The organism is Dyadobacter beijingensis DSM 21582, from assembly GCF_000382205.1.
Classification (GTDB): domain Bacteria; phylum Bacteroidota; class Bacteroidia; order Cytophagales; family Spirosomataceae; genus Dyadobacter; species Dyadobacter beijingensis.
Map to the genome: position 1 here is coordinate 470,663 of NZ_KB907790.1, position 19,990 is coordinate 490,652.

18 protein-coding genes are annotated in these 19,990 nt (G+C 51.5%); 2 read left to right on the top strand and 16 right to left on the bottom strand.

Annotation, left to right across the window (positions count from 1 at the left end; genetic code table 11):
- Window positions 1-7: 7 nt before the first annotated feature.
- From H144_RS0125685 to H144_RS0125710, 6 genes are all read right to left on the bottom strand, one after another.
- Window positions 8-382, bottom strand: a complete 375-nt coding sequence (locus H144_RS0125685; protein ID WP_026350996.1) for a BlaI/MecI/CopY family transcriptional regulator — start codon at window positions 380-382, stop codon at window positions 8-10.
- A gap of 161 nt (window positions 383-543) precedes the next feature.
- Window positions 544-1,167 (bottom strand): hypothetical protein, encoded by a 624-nt coding sequence (locus tag H144_RS0125690; RefSeq protein ID WP_019944983.1) that lies wholly within the window; start codon window positions 1,165-1,167, stop codon window positions 544-546.
- Window positions 1,168-1,322: 155 nt separating this feature from the next.
- Complete coding sequence (pyk, locus tag H144_RS0125695; RefSeq protein WP_019944984.1) at window positions 1,323-2,762, bottom strand: pyruvate kinase; 1,440 nt, start codon at window positions 2,760-2,762, stop codon at window positions 1,323-1,325.
- 29 nt (window positions 2,763-2,791) lie between these two features.
- Entirely contained in the window at window positions 2,792-5,287 is a 2,496-nt protein-coding gene (priA, locus tag H144_RS0125700; RefSeq protein ID WP_019944985.1) for a replication restart helicase PriA, read from the bottom strand.
- Between the two features lie 42 nt (window positions 5,288-5,329).
- A complete protein-coding gene (locus H144_RS0125705) occupies window positions 5,330-5,923 on the bottom strand; it encodes an aminotransferase class IV family protein (protein ID WP_019944986.1) in 594 nt (197 codons plus the stop codon).
- A complete protein-coding gene (locus tag H144_RS0125710; RefSeq protein WP_019944987.1) occupies window positions 5,910-6,914 on the bottom strand; it encodes an aminodeoxychorismate synthase component I in 1,005 nt (334 codons plus the stop codon). Before H144_RS0125710 ends, H144_RS0125705 begins: the two co-directional genes overlap by 14 nt.
- A 126-nt stretch (window positions 6,915-7,040) precedes the next feature.
- Between H144_RS0125710 and H144_RS0125715 the strand changes: the two genes are divergently transcribed.
- The gene (locus H144_RS0125715; protein WP_026350997.1) at window positions 7,041-8,048 is read left to right on the top strand and encodes a YpdA family putative bacillithiol disulfide reductase; all 1,008 of its coding nucleotides are present in this window, start codon (window positions 7,041-7,043) and stop codon (window positions 8,046-8,048) included.
- A gap of 59 nt (window positions 8,049-8,107) precedes the next feature.
- Here the strand turns inward: H144_RS0125715 and H144_RS0125720 are convergent, their stop codons facing one another.
- On the bottom strand, window positions 8,108-9,124 hold the full coding sequence (locus H144_RS0125720) for a WD40/YVTN/BNR-like repeat-containing protein (protein ID WP_229207994.1): 1,017 nt from the start codon (window positions 9,122-9,124) through the stop codon (window positions 8,108-8,110).
- Window positions 9,125-9,316: 192 nt separating this feature from the next.
- Between H144_RS0125720 and H144_RS0125725 the strand changes: the two genes are divergently transcribed.
- Complete coding sequence (locus tag H144_RS0125725) at window positions 9,317-9,619, top strand: YtxH domain-containing protein (protein ID WP_019944990.1); 303 nt, start codon at window positions 9,317-9,319, stop codon at window positions 9,617-9,619.
- Between the two features lie 68 nt (window positions 9,620-9,687).
- Here the strand turns inward: H144_RS0125725 and H144_RS0125730 are convergent, their stop codons facing one another.
- From H144_RS0125730 to H144_RS0125770, 9 genes are all read right to left on the bottom strand, one after another.
- A complete protein-coding gene (locus H144_RS0125730) occupies window positions 9,688-10,227 on the bottom strand; it encodes a DUF4136 domain-containing protein (protein ID WP_019944991.1) in 540 nt (179 codons plus the stop codon).
- A gap of 23 nt (window positions 10,228-10,250) precedes the next feature.
- A complete protein-coding gene (gene dnaG, locus H144_RS0125735; RefSeq protein ID WP_019944992.1) occupies window positions 10,251-12,272 on the bottom strand; it encodes a DNA primase in 2,022 nt (673 codons plus the stop codon).
- Window positions 12,273-12,285: 13 nt separating this feature from the next.
- Window positions 12,286-13,038, bottom strand: coding sequence for a TerC family protein (locus H144_RS0125740; RefSeq protein ID WP_026350999.1), 753 nt, complete (start codon window positions 13,036-13,038; stop codon window positions 12,286-12,288).
- 329 nt (window positions 13,039-13,367) lie between these two features.
- On the bottom strand, window positions 13,368-14,333 hold the full coding sequence (locus tag H144_RS0125745) for a glycosyltransferase family protein (protein WP_019944994.1): 966 nt from the start codon (window positions 14,331-14,333) through the stop codon (window positions 13,368-13,370).
- A 12-nt stretch (window positions 14,334-14,345) separates the two neighbouring features.
- A complete protein-coding gene (locus H144_RS0125750; RefSeq protein ID WP_033403254.1) occupies window positions 14,346-15,725 on the bottom strand; it encodes an O-antigen ligase family protein in 1,380 nt (459 codons plus the stop codon).
- The gene (locus H144_RS0125755; RefSeq protein ID WP_157505137.1) at window positions 15,710-17,074 is read right to left on the bottom strand and encodes a CDP-glycerol glycerophosphotransferase family protein; all 1,365 of its coding nucleotides are present in this window, start codon (window positions 17,072-17,074) and stop codon (window positions 15,710-15,712) included. The genes H144_RS0125750 and H144_RS0125755 overlap by 16 nt, the downstream gene beginning before the upstream one ends.
- The gene (locus H144_RS0125760; protein ID WP_019944997.1) at window positions 17,014-17,820 is read right to left on the bottom strand and encodes an acylneuraminate cytidylyltransferase family protein; all 807 of its coding nucleotides are present in this window, start codon (window positions 17,818-17,820) and stop codon (window positions 17,014-17,016) included. Before H144_RS0125760 ends, H144_RS0125755 begins: the two co-directional genes overlap by 61 nt.
- Window positions 17,820-18,965, bottom strand: coding sequence for a UDP-N-acetylglucosamine 2-epimerase (neuC, locus tag H144_RS0125765; RefSeq protein WP_019944998.1), 1,146 nt, complete (start codon window positions 18,963-18,965; stop codon window positions 17,820-17,822). The genes H144_RS0125760 and neuC overlap by 1 nt, the downstream gene beginning before the upstream one ends.
- Complete coding sequence (locus tag H144_RS0125770) at window positions 18,958-19,971, bottom strand: N-acetylneuraminate synthase family protein (RefSeq protein WP_019944999.1); 1,014 nt, start codon at window positions 19,969-19,971, stop codon at window positions 18,958-18,960. The genes neuC and H144_RS0125770 overlap by 8 nt, the downstream gene beginning before the upstream one ends.
- Window positions 19,972-19,990 lie beyond the last annotated feature (19 nt).

A 19,990-nucleotide genomic window follows, 5' to 3' on the forward strand; every position in this document is an offset into this window, starting at 1 on the left:
AGACGGGTTATTTGTCCTTTTTTTGTTGGTCGATCAGCCGCATGATCTCATCCAGGTCTTTGGTGTTCAGATCATTATCCTTCACGAAAAAGGAAACGAGGTTAGGCAGCGAATTATCGAAGTAGTTGACCATCAGCTGTTTCATCTCATGGCGTTTATATTCTTCCTCGGAAATCATGGGAAAGTACTCGTGTGTCTTGCCATAGGCATTGTATCCCACCACTTCCTTTTTTTCGAGGATGCGGATTATGGTCGATACGGTGTTGTAGGCGGGCTTGGGCTCCGGCATTTCGGCCAGGATGTCTTTGACAAACGCCTTCTTCAACTGCCAGAGGATTCTCATGACCTCTTCCTCAGCCCTCGTCAGGTTACGGATTTCCATATTGTTCATTCTTTAAAATGGGTTATCATTAATGATTAATTCAAATGTATGACTATTTTATTAGTTTCAAAACTATTTTATTAGTTATTTTAAAAATACAAAAACCGCCGGGTGGAGTCCAGCGGTTTAGGCACTAACTATCAACATTTTACCTGCTTTTTTTATGCAAATCGGGAGCCTTTGCTTCGAAGGTATTGCCCAACGTTACACAGCGCACCCGGCATAAGTGCCACTTCGTGGTCCCAGTCGAAGGTTGACCAGCTACCCGGTGTCGCGATCATCACTTTCCTGGTTTCTGTGAAGAACCAAACCGCCTTCTCCGCCCCGAATTCGAGTAGTTTCATCGTTTTTAGCGTCACATACGCGCTTTCTGTGGTATCTTCCAGTTCAACCTGCGTGTCTACTTCGATGCATATAGTCGGTGGTACCTGTGCATAGTGAAGGTCGATCTTATCTATTGTAAGCACATCCTTATCAAAGATCATGATATCGGAAGCCAAGTTATTTTTTGTATTGATATGTAACCCTGGTTCATTTGTAGCAATAAGATATTTTGCCCGATTGATCTGGTCATAGCATATTCCGATGAGATAACTAATAATGTAAGTTTGCAACGTACTGCACCCCATAATGCCTTCTTCGTCTGTCATGCCGGCAAGCACTTCCCGGTAACCTTTGTAGTAGTAAGGTTTGCCATCCATGATCTCGCGGATCAGTGAAGTAGGAATGCTTTCTTCCAATGCATTTTCAGGAATGTCGAAGCCTGGTTTTGGTGAAGCTATCATGGTTGTTCTCGTTTAGCCCATAATCCAATGTACAAAAATTATTGTTTGATACTCAACCTAATGTGTAACGTGAAGGCCTCAATGAATTATCGGTAAAAAACAAGGGCGACGGAATCAAATTCCGCCGCCCTTGCCGTAATTATCGCGAGTCGTGATTACTCCACCACGCTCAATTTTACCGTATTCGTTTTGCGCTGTCTCGAAACCGGCATGCTCAATGTGTTGATGAACACGTCGCCTTTTTGCAGCTCGCCTTTTTCAACGAGGAATGTCTTGATGTCCTCGATCAGGTCGTCGGTCGATACGCCCTGGTCACGGTCGTAGTAGAACACCTTGGTGCCCCAGTACAACGCCAGCTGGTTCATCAGCATTCTGTTCGACGTGAAGATCAGCAGATTGGCTTTCGGACGGTGGTGCGACAGGCGGAACGACGTGTAACCGGAGCGCGTGATACCGATGATTGCCGCGGCTTGCGTGTCGCGTGCGAGGCGGGCGGCACTCATTACCACGTTGTCATTCAGTTTGTATGCACCCGGCGTGTCGTTCACGGCCGCGTGGTGTCTGAAATAAATGGTTTTGCTCGAAGCTTCCACCTTCAGGATCGTGTTGGTCATGCTTTCAACGGCCAGGATAGGGTATTTGCCGGAAGCAGTTTCTGCCGAAAGCATTACCGCGTCGGCACCGTCGAGTACCGAGTTCGCCACGTCGTTCAGCTCCGCGCGGGTTGCGCGGGGGCTTTCGATCATCGATTCCAGCATTTGCGTAGCCACGATGACAGGCTTTCCGGCACGGTTACATTTGTCGACGATCATTTTCTGGATCATCGGAACCTCTTCGGCGGGAAGCTCTACCCCGAGGTCGCCGCGCGCTACCATGATCGCGTCGGTTGCTTCGATGATCTCGTCGATATTGAGGATCGCCTCAGGTTTCTCGATTTTCGCAACAACGCGGGCCAGTTTGCCTTTGTTGGCGATGTATTCCTTCACTTTCAAGATTTCCTCCGCAGTACGCACGAACGACAATGCGATCCATTCAACATTGTTTTCCAGGCCAAAATCCAGGTCTTCCCAGTCTTTCGGTGTTACCGAAGGCATAGAAACCTTCGTATTGGGCAGGTTAACGCCTTTTTTGGATTTCAGATAGCCACCGTAGATAACCTCCGTAATCACATCACTACCGTCGATACCGGTTACCAGCACTTCCAGCTTACCATCATCCATCAACACGCGGTCACCGATCTTCACATCATTATACATCCCGTCGTAAGGCGTGCTTACTTTCTCAGCAGTACCCAGCACTTCGGTGTTCGAAAGGATCAGTTTTTTACCTGCTTCGATCAGAACGCCGTCTTTTTCCGCTACAAGGCCGATACGGATTTTCGGTCCCTGCAAATCTTGAAGGATAGCCAGGTTCAGGCCGTGCTCTTCGTTGATTTCGCGGATATTGGTGAGTCTTTGCAGGTGGTCGGCGTGGGTGCCGTGCGAGAAGTTCAAACGGAATACGTTAACCCCTGCTTTGGCCAATGCATATAATGTTTCTTTGGATTCCGAGGCAGGGCCTACGGTTGCAACAATTCTGGTTTTTTTGGAAGACATAAAGTTAATGTGCAGTAAAAATGATGTTTTTATAAACAATCCACGTCGATTATTACCTGGATGCTTTTTAGCGTCTTGTCAGTCAGAGTGTCAATTACTTTTTCCTGTATAAATGACTTTGCCGCCTTAAAATTAATCTTTTCTCGTTCAAGTTTGATGAGAATATCGAACAAAAACTGATTTCTTACTCTTTCGACCAGCGGCGGTTGCGGTCCCAAAACCCTGCTGGCACCCAAATGGGCCGTCAATTTTTCGGCCAGCACTTTCGCCGCGCGATGAGCAGTTCCCTCGTCGATATGCTTCACGGTAACTTTGATGAGCCGGGTAAACGGCGGGTAGCTGAACTTCTCCCGCTCCGCGATTTCGGCCTCGTACATGCCCTCGTAGTCGTTGTTGACGATCTTTTCGAGCAGCGGTTGTGACGGATTTGCCGTTTGGATCAAAACCTTTCCGGGCTTTTCCGCACGCCGGCCCGCGCGCCCGCTCACCTGTGTAAGCATCTGGAACGCCCGCTCGGAGGCGCGAAACTCGGGGAAATGGATAATACGGTCGGCATCGAAAATACCCACGACACTCACATTATCGAAATCCAGTCCCTTACTCACCATTTGGGTCCCTACCAGAATGTCGATCCCGCCTTCTTCGAAATCCGAAATGATCTGCTGATAGGCATTCTTCGCACGCGTCGTGTCAAGGTCCATGCGCTGCACGCGTGCTTCCGGGTACATGACGTTGATCTCCTCTTCGATCTTCTCCGTACCGTAACCCATCGTTTTCACCTTCGGCGAGCCGCAATGCGGGCAGGTGCGCGGCACTTCTTCCTTATGTCCGCAATAGTGGCAGCGCAGTTCGCGTGCCTTCATGTGGTAGGTAAGGCTCACGTCGCAGTTGGCGCATTCCGAAATCCAGTTGCATTCCTCGCACTGCAGGTAAGGAGAGTAGCCGCGGCGGTTCTGGAACAGAATGGTCTGCTCTTTATTTTTAAGATTGTATTCCAAATGGCTGAGCAGTACCGAAGAAAACTCGTTCTTCATCTGTTTCTGCCGCTTCTCTTTTTTGGTGTCGATCAGCTCGAAGCGCGGTAATGCGGCATTGCCGTAGCGCTGTTTCATCTGAACAAACCCATACCGACCGCTTTGCGCATGAAAATAGCTTTCCAATGAAGGCGTCGCCGAACCAAGCAGGGTTTTGCCCTTGTGCATGTACGACATGATCACGGCCACGTCTCGTGCATTGTACCGCGGGGCCGGATCGTGCTGCTTGTAGGAAGTTTCGTGTTCCTCGTCGACGATAATTAAACCCAGGTTATCAAAAGGCAGGAAAATAGCCGAGCGTACCCCGACGACAAATTGAAACTTCCCATCCAATATGCCTTTCCAAACCTCCACACGCTCATTATCGGAGAATTTGGAATGGTAAATGCCCATTACGTCACCAAAAACCTTCCTGAGCCGCACGACTATTTGCGTTGTCAATGCAATTTCCGGAAGCAGGAAAAGCACCTGTGTGCCGCTTTCCAGCGCTTGTTTGATCAGTTCAATATAAACTTCCGTTTTACCTGAACCGGTAATGCCGTGCAGCAGTACCACTTCTTTTTCGGCAAACAGTTCATGGATTTGCCGCGAAGCTTCCATTTGGGTCTCCGTGAGCGTAATCGTGCCCATATTGCCCGTCGGAATATCGTCGAAGCGGGAGACAAAGATTTCAAACTGTTCGAAAATGCCTTTTTTAATGAGGGTATTCAAAGATGCGTCCGAAATGTGCTCGTCCTGGCTAAAAATGGATTTATCCAAACCCTTGTAATTCAAATCCGGATTGTTGTAAACGGGAATGAAACTGAGGTATTTCAATAGAATTTCCTGCTGCCTGGGCGTCTTGTCGAGGTCGGCGGCGAGTTTGGAAAGTGCCTCGTTCGTCGTGTAAACGGCCGTTAACCTGATTTTCTTCGCCACTTTCGGCTTGTAGCGTTCCTTAACTTCTTCATATAATATCACCGCCCGCTTACCCACCAGCGACTTGATAATCGAAGTTATATTCGATTTCTGCAAAAGCCTTTCCACTTCTTCATAGGAAAGCGTCTGGTGCTTTTTAATTTCTTCCACCACCAGATGTTCCTGGTCGGTCAGCAAGTCGTCATGTTCAAATTCGGGGTTTAGCTGAATGCGCGACTGGCTGGTGATTTTCAAACCTGCCGGTAATGCCACATTCATTACCTCGCCGATATTGCAGAGGTAATATTCGGCCACCCAGGCAAACAGTTCTAACTGCTTCTGGGTGACGATCGGCTGCTCGTCAAGCAATTCGAGAATGTATTTGGCCTGATATTTCGCCGGCGGATTTGAATGCAGCTGCGCCACGACGGCCGTAATGACCCGCTTCTGCCCAAACTGCACGATTACCCGCGCCCCGACCTTGATCAGCGACGCCATTTCCCGCGGTACCCGGTAAGTAAACAGGTTCGGGATCGGTACAGGCAGGATCAGATCGGCAAAAAGCGTGATTTCTTCCTCGAATAAGGAGGTCATGGATTCAATTCGTTAATTCGGCGGCAAGTTCGGAATTTGTGGTCAAGCAATCAAAGATACGTCGAGCGTAGCCGCATGCGCCCAGTCGACCATCGCGTTGAAAAGCCGTATCTGGCTGAATGCGCCGATGTCGCTTTCGCGTATTTCGGCTGTTTGGATAATGCCCTCGTCGAGCAGGTACGCGCGTTGCGTGCCCGGCAGGAGCGGGCTCGCGGGTGTAAGCCATTGATTTCCAAGTCGGAATGCCACGTTGCAATAATTGGAATCGGTGACCAGGCCGTTTTTGATGATCAGGATTTCGTCCGCGTCCCCGCGCTGCGCGAAAAGCTTGTTCAGCGCGTCGCGGTTGTCGTATTTATATTGGTAGTCGATTTCATCATGGTAAACCCGCCGGATTTTCCGGATCTCCCGCCGCGAATAGGGTTCCCATTGAATGTTATCGACCTCCTGCGCGTACGCTACCCGGCATTTGTGCATGCCTGCATGGACCCGCTCCGGGACTTCGAGTAGTGCATTTAAATCCCACTCATCGGTATATCCCCATAGCTCCCGGCGGGTTTTGTTCAGGCGTGCTTCGTGGTACGACAGGTTTTTCAGCTGCCGGTTTTCGACACAAATGGTTTCAAAGCACAGCATGCGGGACGTAGCTAAATGGGAGATAAACTTTATCGATCACTTCCTGGTATTCACTTTTTGCATTGCTCAATGCCGTAATCCCGCCCCCGCTTTTAAATACCAAACCATGATCCTGCCGCTCGATGAAGCGGATCATGACGGCACTTTCAAAGTTTTCGCCATCGAAATAGCCCATAACGCCTGTGTAATAACCACGGTTATATTGCTCGGCCTCCTCGATGATTTCCAGCGTGCGCGGTTTGGGCGCTCCGGTAATGGACCCTGCGGGCAACAGTTTGTTCAAAAGATCGCCGTATTGACCATTAAAAGTATCCGGTAATAGTCCCGCTATTTCAGAACTGACTTGCAAAAGCGCCTTATCATAAGTCTGAATGCGATCGATATAACGGTAGCGCTCCACCCACACTTTTTCCGCCACCATACTTAAATCGTTTCTGATAAGATCTACGATGGTAGCATGTTCGGCGGCTTCCTTGTAGTCCGACAGAATCACCTGTTCGGCGTTCGGTACCGAAGCGTCGATCGTGCCTTTCATCGGGAAGGATGCAATGCGGTTGCCCCGGATGCGGACAAATATTTCGGGAGAAAAACAAACGAACCGGTCTTTGAAAAATAGCCGGTAAGGCGCTTCGCTGTGCTGGTATATTTGGGTTAATGAGAGGTTGGTACTGATCGGCGTCGGCACCGACAGGTTGACCAGAAACGAATTGCCCGCATTCAAATGCTGTAAAACGCATTCGAATTTTGGCCGGTAGGTTTCGAATGGCGGTGGATATTTGTCAAAACGAATGGGATCGGGTAGCTCCCCGGGCAGGGGCGTGTGATCGTTGGTAAAGCCATTCAGATTGAAAAGGATTTCGTTCGGGTCGATGTCCGTGAGCTTCCAGGCCTGCGGCTTTTGGAACTGGTAGTCCACCAAAAAAAAGAACGGGGTTTTCGCTTTGCCCCATTCGTTCAGCTTCTCCGTAAATTCCCCGGCCGCGTTTTCCAAGCTAAAAAGTAGTATTATCAGACTTTCTGAACAGTTAGCTAATTTACAAAGTTCAGAAACCAATAGCTAAATTAGAGGGTTAAAAGACTAAGGGCGGCCGTGATCAAAGGGTCGTCGGCTCATACAATGCACATTTACCACGCGATCATTATCGGAGGCGGCCCATGTGGCCTCGCAATGGGTGTCGAGCTGGCCAAAAGCGGCCTCGATTACCTGATTCTCGAAAAGGGAAACCTCACCGAGTCGATCCGCCGCTATCCGCGACGGATGAAATTTTTCTCCACTGCCGAAAATATCGAGATCGGCGGTATCCCGTTCGCGATCTCGGACGTGAAGGCGAACCGTAACGAGGCGCTCCAATATTACCGGAAGGTAGCAGGTTACTACCATTTGAATTTCAAGCTCTTCGTGGATGTAGACCGGACGGAAAAGCAGCCGGATGGTACCTTTCTGACCTATTCCAATGACGGTCAGGTGTTTCAGTCTAAAAATGTGATCCTGGCAACGGGCTATTTCGATGTGCCGCGTATGCTGAATGTGCCCGGAGAGAACCTCCCGCATGTTTCGCATTACTATGACGAGCCATTTAAATACTCGTATACTAATGTAGTGCTCGTAGGCGGTTCCAACTCGTCGGTGGAAGCCGCTTTGGAACTATACCGGCATGATGCGAAAGTGACGATCGTGCATAAAGAGGCTGATTTCCGCACCAAAGTGAAGTACTGGCTCGTACCCGACGTCAAAAACCGGGTGAAAGAAGGCAAGATCCATACGCGCTTCAACGCCGTCACGCGTGCGATCGAACCTGGCCGAATGCTGATCGAAAACCTGGAAACGGGCGAACAGGAATGGCTGGCGGCAGATTTCGTTTTTCTACTGGTAGGTTACCTGCCCGACGAGCATTTGCTCGCGCGCTGCGGCGTAACGCTCGATCCCGTGACGAAAGTGCCGGAATATGACGCGGATACCTTCGAAACCAATGTGCCGGGATTGTATTTGTGCGGCACCGTTATGGCCGGGGTATTTACAGAAAAGGTATTTATTGAAAACGGTCGTGAGCATGCGGCTGCTATTGCCGATCATTTGGCTGGCCGTGAGATCAGGAAAGTGAAAGAATTAATCGACCGGATTTAAGGTCACGAAAACAGATTACGGCGGTCCGGTCAAATGCCGGACCGTGCATTTAAGCGCCACTACTGCTCTACCAGCACCAATTTGCGCTTTTTCTTTTTGCTCGAAATTTTCTCGATTTTACCGATTAAACCGTTCGCCCCCACGCCATAACCGACATTTCCGGCAAAGCTCAGCGAATGGAAACCTTCCGTACCCAACGAAATCCAGCTCTTGCCTCTGTCCAGCGAAACGCTGCTGCCGGATGGGCCGGAAGCGACCAGTGCGTAATTGTCGGAGCGGATTTGCGTGTCGCCGTTCCAGGTCGCGTTGGTTTTGTGGTAAACGGCGACCGATTCTTTCAGGCCGGCGGGTTTGGTCATCCCGGCCAGTGCCCAGGTCAGGCCGCCGTCGTTGGTGAGCAGCACATTCTGCGTCGAATCGGTGGTTTTTTTGTAGTCGCCGCCCACGGCAATTCCATTGTTTTTGGACCAGAACCTCAACCCGAAAATACCGCTGGTAGGGCCGGCAGGCAATGGGGTGGCTGCTACCGTCCACGAACGACCATAATCTTCGGATTTGAAAACCCGCGCCATTTTGCTGCCGCCGGTACCGATGAATGCTGTGCCCTTTCCATTCACGAGAATGGACGTGCCGCTGGCGGCGAAACAGGCCTCTCCCGGTTCGGCCGTCGGACGGCGGTCGAGGGGGAGTTCCTGCCAGGAGTTGCCGCCGTCATCGGTGGTGAGAATGAAGAGTTTGCCTTGCGTCGGGTCGCCGAGGCAAATGCCTTTGTTTTTATCCCAAAAGTCGATTCCATCCAGAAAAACCCCATTCTGTGTAGTTTGGTACACAAGCTTCCAGCTCTCTCCGCCGTCTTCGGTTTTGTAAATTTTGGCCTTGTCTTTCTCCGATTCGCCGGCGCTCATGGCAATGGCTACCTGCTTGTCGAATGCGTGGATGTCGCGGAAGTCAAGGGAGTCGGCGCCGGATACTTTGTAGGTCGTCCAGGTGTGCCCGCCGTTAGTAGTCTTCAAAACAGTGCCCCGCGTGCCCCCGATCCAGCAGATTGTTGGCGTTACCGCGTGTACTGCGCGCATATGGATCTTCGTTTTGATATCGATGACCTTCCATTGCGCCCGGGTTTCGGCTATGGTAAAGAAAACGAACAATGGCGTTAGTACAGCAAAAAGGCCATTCAAGTAAAATCGGGACGCTTGCTTGCGAAGTGGCACAGTATTTTGTTATTTTTCAGTTCTAATGTTTTTATTAACACAAAATAGGGAATTCATATGAACAAGAACCAAAAATTTTTGATTGGCTCGATCGGAGCTTTGTTGACAGGCATCGCGATTGGCCTTTTGGTAGCTCCCAAAGACGGAAAAGAGACTCGCAAATTGATCAAAAATAAGGCGAATGACCTCGGTGGAACTGCCAAGGACAAGTATGAAAAAAGCCTCGAAGAACTTTCCCAACTGGCCGACAAGCTGAAAGAAGGCTTCAATAAAAACCTCGCTACCGCGAAAGATAAAGCCAATGGCGTCGCCGACAACGTAAGCGAAAAAGTTCGCGGCGTCGTTAACAACAATGCTTAGTAACTCCGATATTCACGACATTGAAAGGGTTGTTTCTAACAGAGAAGCGACCCTTTTTTCATGCCTGGTCAGGGGATTTTGGCCACTACTCCGGCAATTACCTGATTGATATCTTCCGTAAAATTCTTCGTTTTTTCGGGGATTATGCCGCTCGCACCGCCCTGCCACACCATCCGGTTGTTGGCCGCGTCCACGAGGTCTATCACGATCGTGCCTTCGCGGTATTTGCCGGTTACTACTTCCTCGCTTTTCCACGAATACCGGCGCTGGCCCATGTAGCGAGGCAGACCGTCGGTGCGGAAATCGGTCTGGCGGGTCTGGAGTTGTTCCTGCACATTCAATGCGATATTGATTTTCAGGGCCGGGTCGCGGGCTTCGTCGAGGCCGCGGGTTTGCAGGTTTTTGGCAATGGCGTCTTTGATAATGTTTACGTTTTTCTCAAAATTTTTGGAAACGGTGTCGCCTTTCGCCTCGATGTCGTAAAAACCGTAGGTTGGGTAGTCGGAGAGCTTGAATGTCGCTTCCTTCTTCGTTTTTAATAACTGATAGGACGGGTTGCAGGCAGCCAACAGAACGGCCAGGCACAGAAGGGCCATTGCATTTTTCATAACGGGTCAATGTTTAGGTTAAACTATCCGATTACGCTCCCCAATTCCTTGGCGGCCGCCATGCTGATGCCTTTGTAAAACATGAACTCCGTCATGATGGCATGCTGCTCTTCCTCCGTTTGCGCGGTGGCTGCCTGTTGGAGGCAAACTTTCATTTTCTCTTCAATGAATGCCTTTTTCAGCCTCAGGATATTGTTAAACGCCGTCCGGTCGAGCACGTCGGTCTCGAACGGCACATAAATCTCGTATTTCTCCTTCCACAATTCGCTGAGCTCGTGCTTCTGCGTGAGCCATTCGATCGTCATGCTCCGGATGTCCGCCTCGTGGTGGTTCAGGAAATAATCGGTCGGGAGCACCTGGTTGCGGTTGTAATTTTCCCGGAAAAGTGTCAGCAAATGGTTGTAAACCGGGTCTCGTAGCTCGATGCCCTCGATCTGCCCTAGCACATATTGGCACACGGTAATGGTCGGTTCGAGCTCGCGCGCACCATGCACGACGAGCAGGCGCACGAATGCTTCCTCCTGGTAATGCAGCTTGGAGCGCTGAATAGGTTCGGCGGGCGGTTCCGGGGAAAATGCGCCCGCGTCGGGTTCACCGGCAAATGGACCAAACCCATCGCTGAATATCGCATCCAGGTCATTGGGCCCGTCCGGTACGCCTGTCCCCGGGCCGGAAAATCCGGAACCTGCATTGTTTTGACGTGCCGGGCGCTCGGCAGGTTTGGCGGTCTGCTGTTTGCGCAGCAGCTTATTCCCCTCGGTAATCAGCATTTGCTCATCCACACGCATCATTTCCGATGTGCGATGGAAGAAAACCTGCCGTTTGATCGCGTCGGGGATCTTGACAATGCTGTTGACGACCTCCTGGATCACCGCCGCGAGCCGGAAAGGGTCATTGCCGGCATCCTGCAAAAGGATTTCGGTTTTAAAGGTGATAAAATCCTTCGACGCCTTTTTCAAATGTGCCTTAAATGCCTCAGCACCCACCCGCCTCACATAGCTGTCGGGGTCCTCATTGTCCGGGAAGAGGACTACATTCACATTTAATCCTTCTTCCAGAACCAGGTCCAGACCGCGCAATGCCGCTTTGATGCCCGCCATATCACCATCATACAAAATGGTGACGTTCGGGGTAAAGCGACCGATCAGCCTGATCTGCTCGACCGTCAGCGAAGTACCCGACGACGCGACGACGTTTTCGATCCCCGCCTGATGCAGCGAAATCACGTCGGTATAGCCTTCCACGAGGTAGCAATGTTCGAGTTGCCGGATCGCGTTTTTGGCCTGGTAAATGCCGTAGAGGACTTCGCTTTTGTGGTAAACCTCCGTTTCAGGCGAGTTGAGGTATTTTGGCTGGTTTTTGTCGGATTTCAGTATCCGTGCGCCGAATGCGATCGTTTTGCCCGCGATGTTATGGATCGGGAAAATCACGCGGCCGCGAAAGCGGTCGTAACCGGCCGACTGGCTGCCTTCCTTGTGTATGAGCAGACCGGCTTTTTCAAGAATTTCGGCCGAATAACCCTTTTCCAGCGCCTCTTTGGTAAATGCATCCCAGACGTCGAGGCTGTAACCGAGCTCAAACTTCCTGCGGATCTCATTGGTAAATCCGCGCTCGCGGAAGTAGCTCAGACCGATAGCCTGGCCCTCCTCGCTGTCGTGCAGCTGATGCTGATAGTAGTTTTTGGCAAAATTGAGGATGATATACAAGCTCTCCCGCGCATTCTGACGAATGGTTTCCTCGTCGGTAAGCTCTTCTTCCTCGATCTCGATATTATACTTGCCGGCCAGATACCGCAATGCTTCGCCGTAGCCAATGCCGTCGATATCCATCACGAACTTGATGGAATCGCCCGCAGCGCCGCAACCGAAGCATTTGTAAATCTGCCTCACCGGGTTGACGTTGAAAGACGGCGTTTTTTCGTTGTGAAAAGGGCAGCAAGCCGAGTAATTGGCCCCTTTTTTCTTCAAGGACACAAAATCCCCTACCACTTCCACAATATCGGCGGCGTGCTTGATCCTCTCTACGGTTTCGGGGTTAATGCGCATAGTATTTGGTTTTTCAGCTCACTCGGTCGCGCAGCTTCACCGGATTCTTGGTTTTCTTGTCCAGGCGCATATTCAGCAACTCCACGAAAAACGAGAATGCCATAGCAAAATAGGCATAACCTTTCGGGATTTCGTAGTGGAATGCTTCGGCGACGAGCAGCGTACCAATCATCAACAAAAATGACAGCGCCAAAATTTTGATGGACGGGTGATTATTTACAAAATCCCCGATTTTGCCCGCAAAAGCAATCATAATGAAGGTAGAAAGCACGACCGCAACGATCATAATCGGCACTTCTTTCACCAATCCGACTGCCGTGAGCACGGAGTCGAAGGAGAAAATGATGTTCAGCAACGCGATTTGCACGAGCGCCGCGCCGAACGTCATCGATTTTTTGTTGGAAATATCGCCCGACGGCAGGTCCTCCGGCTCGCCTTCCAGCTTGTGGTGTATTTCTTTGGTGGTACTGTAAAGCAGGAACAATCCACCACCGAGAAGGATCAGGTCCCGGCCGCTGAAACCATGCCCGAATAGGTTCAAAAGGTCTTGTTTGAGGCCAATAACCCAGGAAATGGCAAACAGTAGGGCTATACGCAGCACGAGTGCGATGAGCAAGCCGTTGTTTTGCGCCTTTTTTCTCTGTTCGACAGGTAGTTTCCCGGAAACAATTGTGATAAAAATTACGTTGTCAATGCCAAGGACGACTTCCAGCAGGGTCAGTGTAAGCAGGCTGATGAGTGCGTCGGTGGTCAGAAGTGATTCCATGAAAGAGAGGGTGAGTGTTAGTTGCACGAAAGTAATCAGGGCGAGCAGTTTGAGCAATAATTAGGCTAATTTTCGGCAATTTCGATGGGTTGAACGGCGCGTAGAAAATTTTTTAGGGAAATGTCCATTATTTTCTCATTAGAATTTAGAAATTCGCGTCCTAAAGTTTTTTTCTGATTACTTTAGTTTGTTATTTTGCGGTATTGAAATTCAAGTTGAAATTTATCTGAGCGATATATAGATATTAAAAATATAGTGTGTGTATAGTGTGAAACAGGGCATGGAAATTTTTCTATGCCTTTGTTTTTTATATACTGACTATGAATTGATTAGCCTATCTGACCCGCTATTTCACGATACAAATCGATCACTTCCGCGACGGTGTCGGGAAGCATCTTCACCAGGCTGATCCGCTGCCGCGCGTCTTCCAAATGCGCATCCAAATCGACCGTTAGAAAATTCTCAAAAACGCTGCAAAATGAAGGCCTTTCCACGGCAGCCGAAGCCAGAACGGGTATTTGCAATGCCCACGCTTCGTGAATGGACAGTGAGACACCGTCCGTAGTGGTGTTGCGAATGAATGCATTCGAAAGCAAAAGGATGTTTCTGAAATCGTGTAAAGTGCTGATAAAAAGTATGTTATCGGGAATTTGTCTCGTTCCTTTAATGTGCCTCTGATAGTTTCCGGAAGGATCTGAAATAAGCAGCTGATATTGCGGAAATTGTGCAAAATGGCTCACCAGATCAGAGATACCATAGATTTCCCGCCCATCTCGATCGAATGCGACATTCCATGCATTGGTGCAAAACGTGGCTTCGTATTTAGTGTAACGTACTGTAATGCAATCGAGTAGTGCCTGCGGCAGTGGTTGAATGGCGCCTCCCGGAATGTAGGTAGAGATTAAACGCGCCCTGGGATTACACTTTAAAGCGAGGGAAAAACTCGCGCGATCCTGCACGATAAGCGCGTACGCGAGGCCGGCACCTAGTTCTACAAGCCAATTTTTCCACCAGCCGTAACGGCCCCACTTTCCGTGGTAAGTAATGATCAGTTTCTTCCCGATCAACCGGCAACAGATTGCGAAAAGCAGCTGAACCGAAGGACTGGAAAAATGAACATGGATAATCCGATGCGTGGCTATCTGGAAAATAATACGAACAAAGCTGTCTTTTTGCAGGTCACAAAAACGAAAATCGCAGCCCCGGTCCCGCAAATGATAAACCAGCCTCGCGATATGGACGGTAACCCCGCCGATGGGCGGCGGAATTTTGCCGATGATGAGCACCTTCGCCATGCTTACCTGCTGCTAATCCGAATTAACCGATTGAGAATAGTGGTACATACATATAAGCAGTATCGGTGCGATACAATTAATAGTCAGGCTTTTGGCAGGAATAATGACGAAAACTGAACCGACCGAATGCACAAATACCAGGTATGCCGCCAGCGAAAGCAGCAGCAGCCAACTCCCGCTATCAAACCTTGCCTTTTGGAACATGCCGTATCCCAATGCCACAAAAAGCCCGTACAGGTAACACGTGCCGGCTAGTCCCTGCTCGGCGAGCGATGTAAACAATAGCGAATGGGCCTCCCGGTAGCCTGGTCCCAATACTTCAAAACTCGCGATCCCGTGCCCGTAAAGCGGACTTTTCAGGAACAGTTGCCACGCCACCCGGTGAATGTCCAGTCGGCCGCTCGCCTCCTGCCATTTCTCCCACGCCGGCCCGACAGAATGCAACTCGCCAAATCGCAATTGCCAGGGATAGGCGACATCGACATTTGCCAGACTGACCAGCTCATCGAGAAAGAAGCACAGCATTCCGCCCAGCATAGCCAGCCAAATTAGCCGAACCTTCCCATTCCCGATGAATAACGAAGCAGCCAGGTAAGGGGCCACAATAAAGACCGCCCCGCGGGAAAACGAGAGGATGACGACCGCCGCAAACAGCATTACCATCAGGATTGTCAGCAACAAAGGATTGCCCCTTCGTTTCAGGTAAAGCAATACAAACGGCCACAGCAGGATGAAATAGGCCATGGTGACGTTCGTATCGGAAATGTTGCGCGTAACCAGCAGGTTGTCGGCATCCTTGTACCGCATTCCCGCGAACACCAGTCCGAAAGTACCGAGCGCGAGGATGACGAATAGGATGAAAAGGCATTTTTCAAGTTCCGCTCTGAATGCTGGCGCATGAGAAAGAATGCTCAATGCTGCAAAATACGCGGGTAATGTGATTAGAAATAGCAGGAATGCACCACCGATCGTCGCCGCCAGATTGGGCGAAATGCCGATAAACAGCACATGCAGTACAATCCATGATACGAACACACATTGTTCCGCGATGGATAATCGGATGCGAAATTGCGCAAGCAGTATCAGCAGATGCATATCGACGAGGACGAACGGCAGCAGCCGCCAGAGGGAATTGGCACCGGCGGGGAAATCGTATTTCTGGTACAAATGCAGGAATTGCGAGAACACGGGAATGCTGATCAAATGAAACAACCGGTGACCCGCAGGGGCCACTAGCACGATGATGCAATACAAGTAGAAGCTTAGCACGACGATCGTTTGGAGCCTGTTTTCGCCAAAAATCAGCAGGGGGTCGAACAGTGCAGTTAGCATTCCGGCGACCGCCATGGAGCATAATGCTTTGACGCCGGTATCGGTTAAGCGTCTAGCCATTCCTGAATGCATTGTGCCGTTGTGCGTGCGGGCTCCGGCGTGGAGAGGTTCATGACGGTTTTGAGCACCGATTGCCACTTCGGGGCCTGCCAACCGTTTTCCGCGAGCGCATCCAGTTTTGCAAACAATGCGGTACGGTCATGGACTATATTCTCCTTCAACAATAGGCGAAGCGGCTGATAGTGCGCATAATCATAAAATCGCCGCACGGAAGCACGGTAAGGCACCTGCGGATGTGCGTCATAGGCAATGCTGATGACGGGCTTGTCGCAGGCAGCGGCGTCCAGCAGCATGGTGGATGCTATCTGAATGCAAACCTGGCTTGCCGCGAGCTGTATTTGAAGTGTTTCCAGAAAATCGCTTGGAGGAATGTCTTCCTTGCATTGCCTGAACGACGGCAAAAAGCGGAGGTTTTTATATCCGCTGAACCGCTCGTATTTGCCGGGTTCATCGCCCGGATGGCACCTGACCATGATCACTACCTCCGGCCTGGTACGCGCATATTCCAGCAGATCTTCAATAACGTAGTCCTGACAAACATGATGCTTGACAGCGCCGGTCGAGAAAAGAATGACGCAGGCCCGCGGCACGATTCCCAGTTTTCCGCGAAAGACAGCCACTTTCAGCGGATCGGGTGGCTTGGCATAAATGCCGAACCGCGGAACGCCGGTCATGCGTAGCGCCCCCACATTTCCGAACAGCGAATAGAGCTGTTCGTATTCGTCGGCCATCAGCTTGTTCCAGACCAGCACCAGATCGGGCGCAGCATTGATAATCCCCTTCGAAGTCAGGTTATCCCAGCTGATAATCATCGCAATGCAGCGCGTCCCGCGGGTTTTGAGTGCATTGACAATGCGGTTCTCCCGCAAATCGAGCGGGGATGTGGAAATTACGGCCGCAAAACAATGTGCGCCCGGCAAACGGGCGCGGGACCTGCTGGTCCGGTTAATCAGCCGATGCCTGAGCCAAATGAGTAGCCAGCCGCTGCATGCGCGGAGTGCCGGGCTGTTGCCCGTCATTCTGAAAAGCCATGCCAATATCCGATGGCGTTCCGCGAGTTTGATCCGGAAGGTTTCCAATCGGAAGAAATGTGCGAACAACGCCGCCTGAAACGCCCGCAGCCATTTTAGGTACCTTGAAATGCGCGGAATGGGGCATTTCAGCAGCCGCATATGCAGTTGAAAATGAGCGTTCAAATGTGCCACGTCCGCTTCGCTCAGCAAATTAGACATGACTGAAACACGATAGGTCCTGCCCAGTTCCCGCATTAGCCCGGAGTGAACGACATTCAGCATGGCGAAAGGATTGGTAATGAGGATGAGGATGTGTTGGGTGTGTGTTTTTTCCATGTTTGAAGAAGGTTTTCGGCTCTTGCCCAGTCTGCCATTGTATCGATATTGACCCAATGATCGGTTTCATTGAACCACGGGATGATTTTTCCACCCATGATCTGCCCGTTGCGAATCAGGGACGCGCGCGTGATGTAAATGGCCCCGTCGCGGTGGTACGCGCAGGGGAGTTGCTGTCGGCAGGGAATCGGGGCGTGTTCCGCACTTGAAATGGTCTTTACCAACTGATCGTCGGCGAGATGATATGCCCAATGCGGATTAAAGGCATCGGGGATTTTTCGAACGGTAACCAGGCTGTCCGCATTCGTGGAAAGTAAATGCCGGATAGCATTATCGATCAAACCGGGCGCGCGGAACGGGCAGGTCGGTTGCAGGAGTACAACCCATTCGAATCTTCCCCACGCGCACTCCGCGTATGTGAGCGCGTGCCGGGCTACGTCCGCCATGCACGTGTCGTCCGTCGCCAGGTGCGGCGGGCGCAGGAACGGCACGGATATGCCTTCAAAATGGCTTGCGAAAATTGCTGTTTCAGGGCTGTCTGTTGAAACGAGGACCTTGTCAAACATTTTGGAATGTAATGCGGCCTCTATCGTGTATTGAATGAGCGGTATGCCGCCCAGCGGGGTGCCGCCCAGCGGAGTGCCGCCCAGCGGTATGCCGCCCAACCACTTCATGTTTTTGCCGGGGGCGCCTTTGGAACCTGCTCGGGCGGGAATGAGGGCAAGGATTTTGGGAAAATGGCTCATTATGCGGGTAGTATGTGTTTTTTGAGAATGAATGGAATGGCGGCCAGCTGGTCGGCGATCTGCTTGCCGGCGTCGCCGTGGCCGTAAAGCGCTGTGGGCGGGTAGGGCCCGTGGGCGAGTTGTTGCCGGGCCGCTCCTATGATTGCCGCCGTGTCGGGAATGCAGTCCAGCACATTAGGGCCCCGCTCCCGGCCCCGCTGGCGGCTTCCGATATTCACCGCCGGGATGCCCAACGCGCTGCATTCACGAATCCCGACACTGGAATTGCCCACGAAACACGCACAGTTTTTAAGCAACTGAATGAAATGCCGCGATTCCATATGTTTGAAAAAATGGAACGGTAACCCGGCATTTTGCTCGCGAAATGCCCTGATACCATGCGCTGTCCCCGTCGTGCCGGGGTCGGCATTGGGCCAGAACCAGAGGACGGGCATACCGAGTGCCGCCAGGGCGTGCAAAGTGTTCTCAACCTGCCATTTGGAATGGCTTATCTCAGTCGTTACCGGATGTTGCAGTACGACCAGGTACGGCATATGCAGATCCGGCCGCCTCCCGACCCCGCCGTAAACTTCGTATGGATCGAAGCCGGCGATGTTACGCTCGTATAGCAGATCAATGGACGGACAGCCGGTACAGTAAATTTTTATGGGTGAAAGGCCCATGCGGACGAGCCGGTTGCGTGCACCCGCGGTCGCCACAAAATGCAGGTCGGCAAGCTGGGAAATGCTGTTCCTGATCCGATCGTCGATATTGCCCGTCACCTCGCCTCCCTGAATGTGCGCGAGCGGAATATTCATGTTCACGGCCGCAATGGCCGTCGCGATCGTTTCGAAACGATCGGCAACGGTCACCACCACATCGGGCTGATGGTTGACGAAGAACGTAGCCAGCTCGATCACCGAGAGTGCCGTCGTTTTCGCCGAAGCGGTAGGATTGTCCGCATCGAGCAGGTTCGGGATGACAGCCGAAACAGGCAGATTATCGGCTGTCAGATCCGGCAGGATGTTCCCAAATTTATCGATCAGCGCGCTGCCGGTCACTACTATTTGCAGCAGCAGTCGCGGATGAGCGTGAATGGCGAGCAATGCGGTTTTGATCCGGCTATAACTGGCCCTGGCGGTGATAACAACGCAGATTTTACGCATGGCTGACGTGGTTTTCGGTGAGAAATTCCCATTGTGCGATATCCCGCGTCAACGTTTTGCCCAACACCTCCTGGTAGCGCGCCGGCGGCAGCCCGAACCCGGCCGGTTTCTTCGTTTCCAGGTCGCTGTACTGGATTCGTTCGCCTTTACGGAGGTCGCGGTTCACGGCCAGCGATTTGCCGAACATGCTTTTGAGCCGCGAAAAAGTAGCGTTCGCGTCTTTGTCGACTGGGCAGCTCAATGCTGTTTCAATGCGGCGGACACCCGAAACGAGGATAGTGGCCTGCCGGATATTGAGCGACGACGAAGCGTCGGGGTTGTTCATCCGCTTGTCGAAAGTGATATGGAATTCCAGAATGCGTGCGCCGAGTGTGACGGCTGCTAGAGACGCGAAGATGTCACCCGAATGATCGGAGAAGCCGACGGGTACCGGGTACCGCCGGCACATTTCGTGCAGGACATTCAGGCCCCATTGCTGCGGGCGGGCGGGGTAGGCGGTCGTGCATTGCAGGAGCGAAACGGTGATTCCCCGTGCGTGCAGGGTCGCGATGGCGTGGTCGAGCTCCTTCCACGAACTCATTCCCGAGGAAAGGATCACCGGCTTGCCGATCGCCGCGATTTTATCGAGCATCGGCGCATTGTCCACTTCCCCCGACCCGATTTTGAATGCGCAAACATCGATTTCATCCAGCAAATCCACCGCTGCCAGAGAGAAAGGGCTTGCCAGGAAATCCAGCCCGACACGTTCGCAATGCTTTTTAAGTCCGGCCCATTCTTCGCGGGAAAACTCCATGCGTTTCCAGTAATCGAACCGGTTACCAGTCTGATAGGGCATTTTGACGCGGAAATCCTCGTACATGCTGCTCTCCGCCTCGGCAATGTGCACCTGAAATTTGGCTGCATTCGCGCCTATGCCCGCAAGCATATCGATGTACGCGTGCGCGAGCGCAATGCTGCCCTCGTGCGCCTGCCCGATTTCGCCAATCAAGTAAGTGTGCTGTTTCATCCGTGTGTTGGTTTAAGTA

What these genes read in the sequence shown, in the direction of transcription:
- H144_RS0125720 (WP_229207994.1), bottom strand. Translation starts at nt 9,124, where the DNA reads ATGCGCGCAGTACACGCGGTAACGCCAACAATCTGCTGGATCGGGGGC.
- H144_RS0125725 (WP_019944990.1), top strand. Translation starts at nt 9,317, where the DNA reads ATGAACAAGAACCAAAAATTTTTGATTGGCTCGATCGGAGCTTTGTTG.
- H144_RS0125705 (WP_019944986.1), bottom strand. Translation starts at nt 5,923, where the DNA reads ATGCTGTGCTTTGAAACCATTTGTGTCGAAAACCGGCAGCTGAAAAAC.
- priA (WP_019944985.1), bottom strand. Translation starts at nt 5,287, where the DNA reads ATGACCTCCTTATTCGAGGAAGAAATCACGCTTTTTGCCGATCTGATC.
- H144_RS0125715 (WP_026350997.1), top strand. Translation starts at nt 7,041, where the DNA reads ATGCACATTTACCACGCGATCATTATCGGAGGCGGCCCATGTGGCCTC.
- H144_RS0125760 (WP_019944997.1), bottom strand. Translation starts at nt 17,820, where the DNA reads ATGAGCCATTTTCCCAAAATCCTTGCCCTCATTCCCGCCCGAGCAGGT.
- H144_RS0125745 (WP_019944994.1), bottom strand. Translation starts at nt 14,333, where the DNA reads ATGGCGAAGGTGCTCATCATCGGCAAAATTCCGCCGCCCATCGGCGGG.
- H144_RS0125730 (WP_019944991.1), bottom strand. Translation starts at nt 10,227, where the DNA reads ATGAAAAATGCAATGGCCCTTCTGTGCCTGGCCGTTCTGTTGGCTGCC.
- H144_RS0125770 (WP_019944999.1), bottom strand. Translation starts at nt 19,971, where the DNA reads ATGAAACAGCACACTTACTTGATTGGCGAAATCGGGCAGGCGCACGAG.
- neuC (WP_019944998.1), bottom strand. Translation starts at nt 18,965, where the DNA reads ATGCGTAAAATCTGCGTTGTTATCACCGCCAGGGCCAGTTATAGCCGG.
- H144_RS0125755 (WP_157505137.1), bottom strand. Translation starts at nt 17,074, where the DNA reads ATGGAAAAAACACACACCCAACACATCCTCATCCTCATTACCAATCCT.
- H144_RS0125740 (WP_026350999.1), bottom strand. Translation starts at nt 13,038, where the DNA reads ATGGAATCACTTCTGACCACCGACGCACTCATCAGCCTGCTTACACTG.
- H144_RS0125685 (WP_026350996.1), bottom strand. Translation starts at nt 382, where the DNA reads ATGGAAATCCGTAACCTGACGAGGGCTGAGGAAGAGGTCATGAGAATC.
- pyk (WP_019944984.1), bottom strand. Translation starts at nt 2,762, where the DNA reads ATGTCTTCCAAAAAAACCAGAATTGTTGCAACCGTAGGCCCTGCCTCG.
- H144_RS0125690 (WP_019944983.1), bottom strand. Translation starts at nt 1,167, where the DNA reads ATGATAGCTTCACCAAAACCAGGCTTCGACATTCCTGAAAATGCATTG.
- H144_RS0125750 (WP_033403254.1), bottom strand. Translation starts at nt 15,725, where the DNA reads ATGGCTAGACGCTTAACCGATACCGGCGTCAAAGCATTATGCTCCATG.
- dnaG (WP_019944992.1), bottom strand. Translation starts at nt 12,272, where the DNA reads ATGCGCATTAACCCCGAAACCGTAGAGAGGATCAAGCACGCCGCCGAT.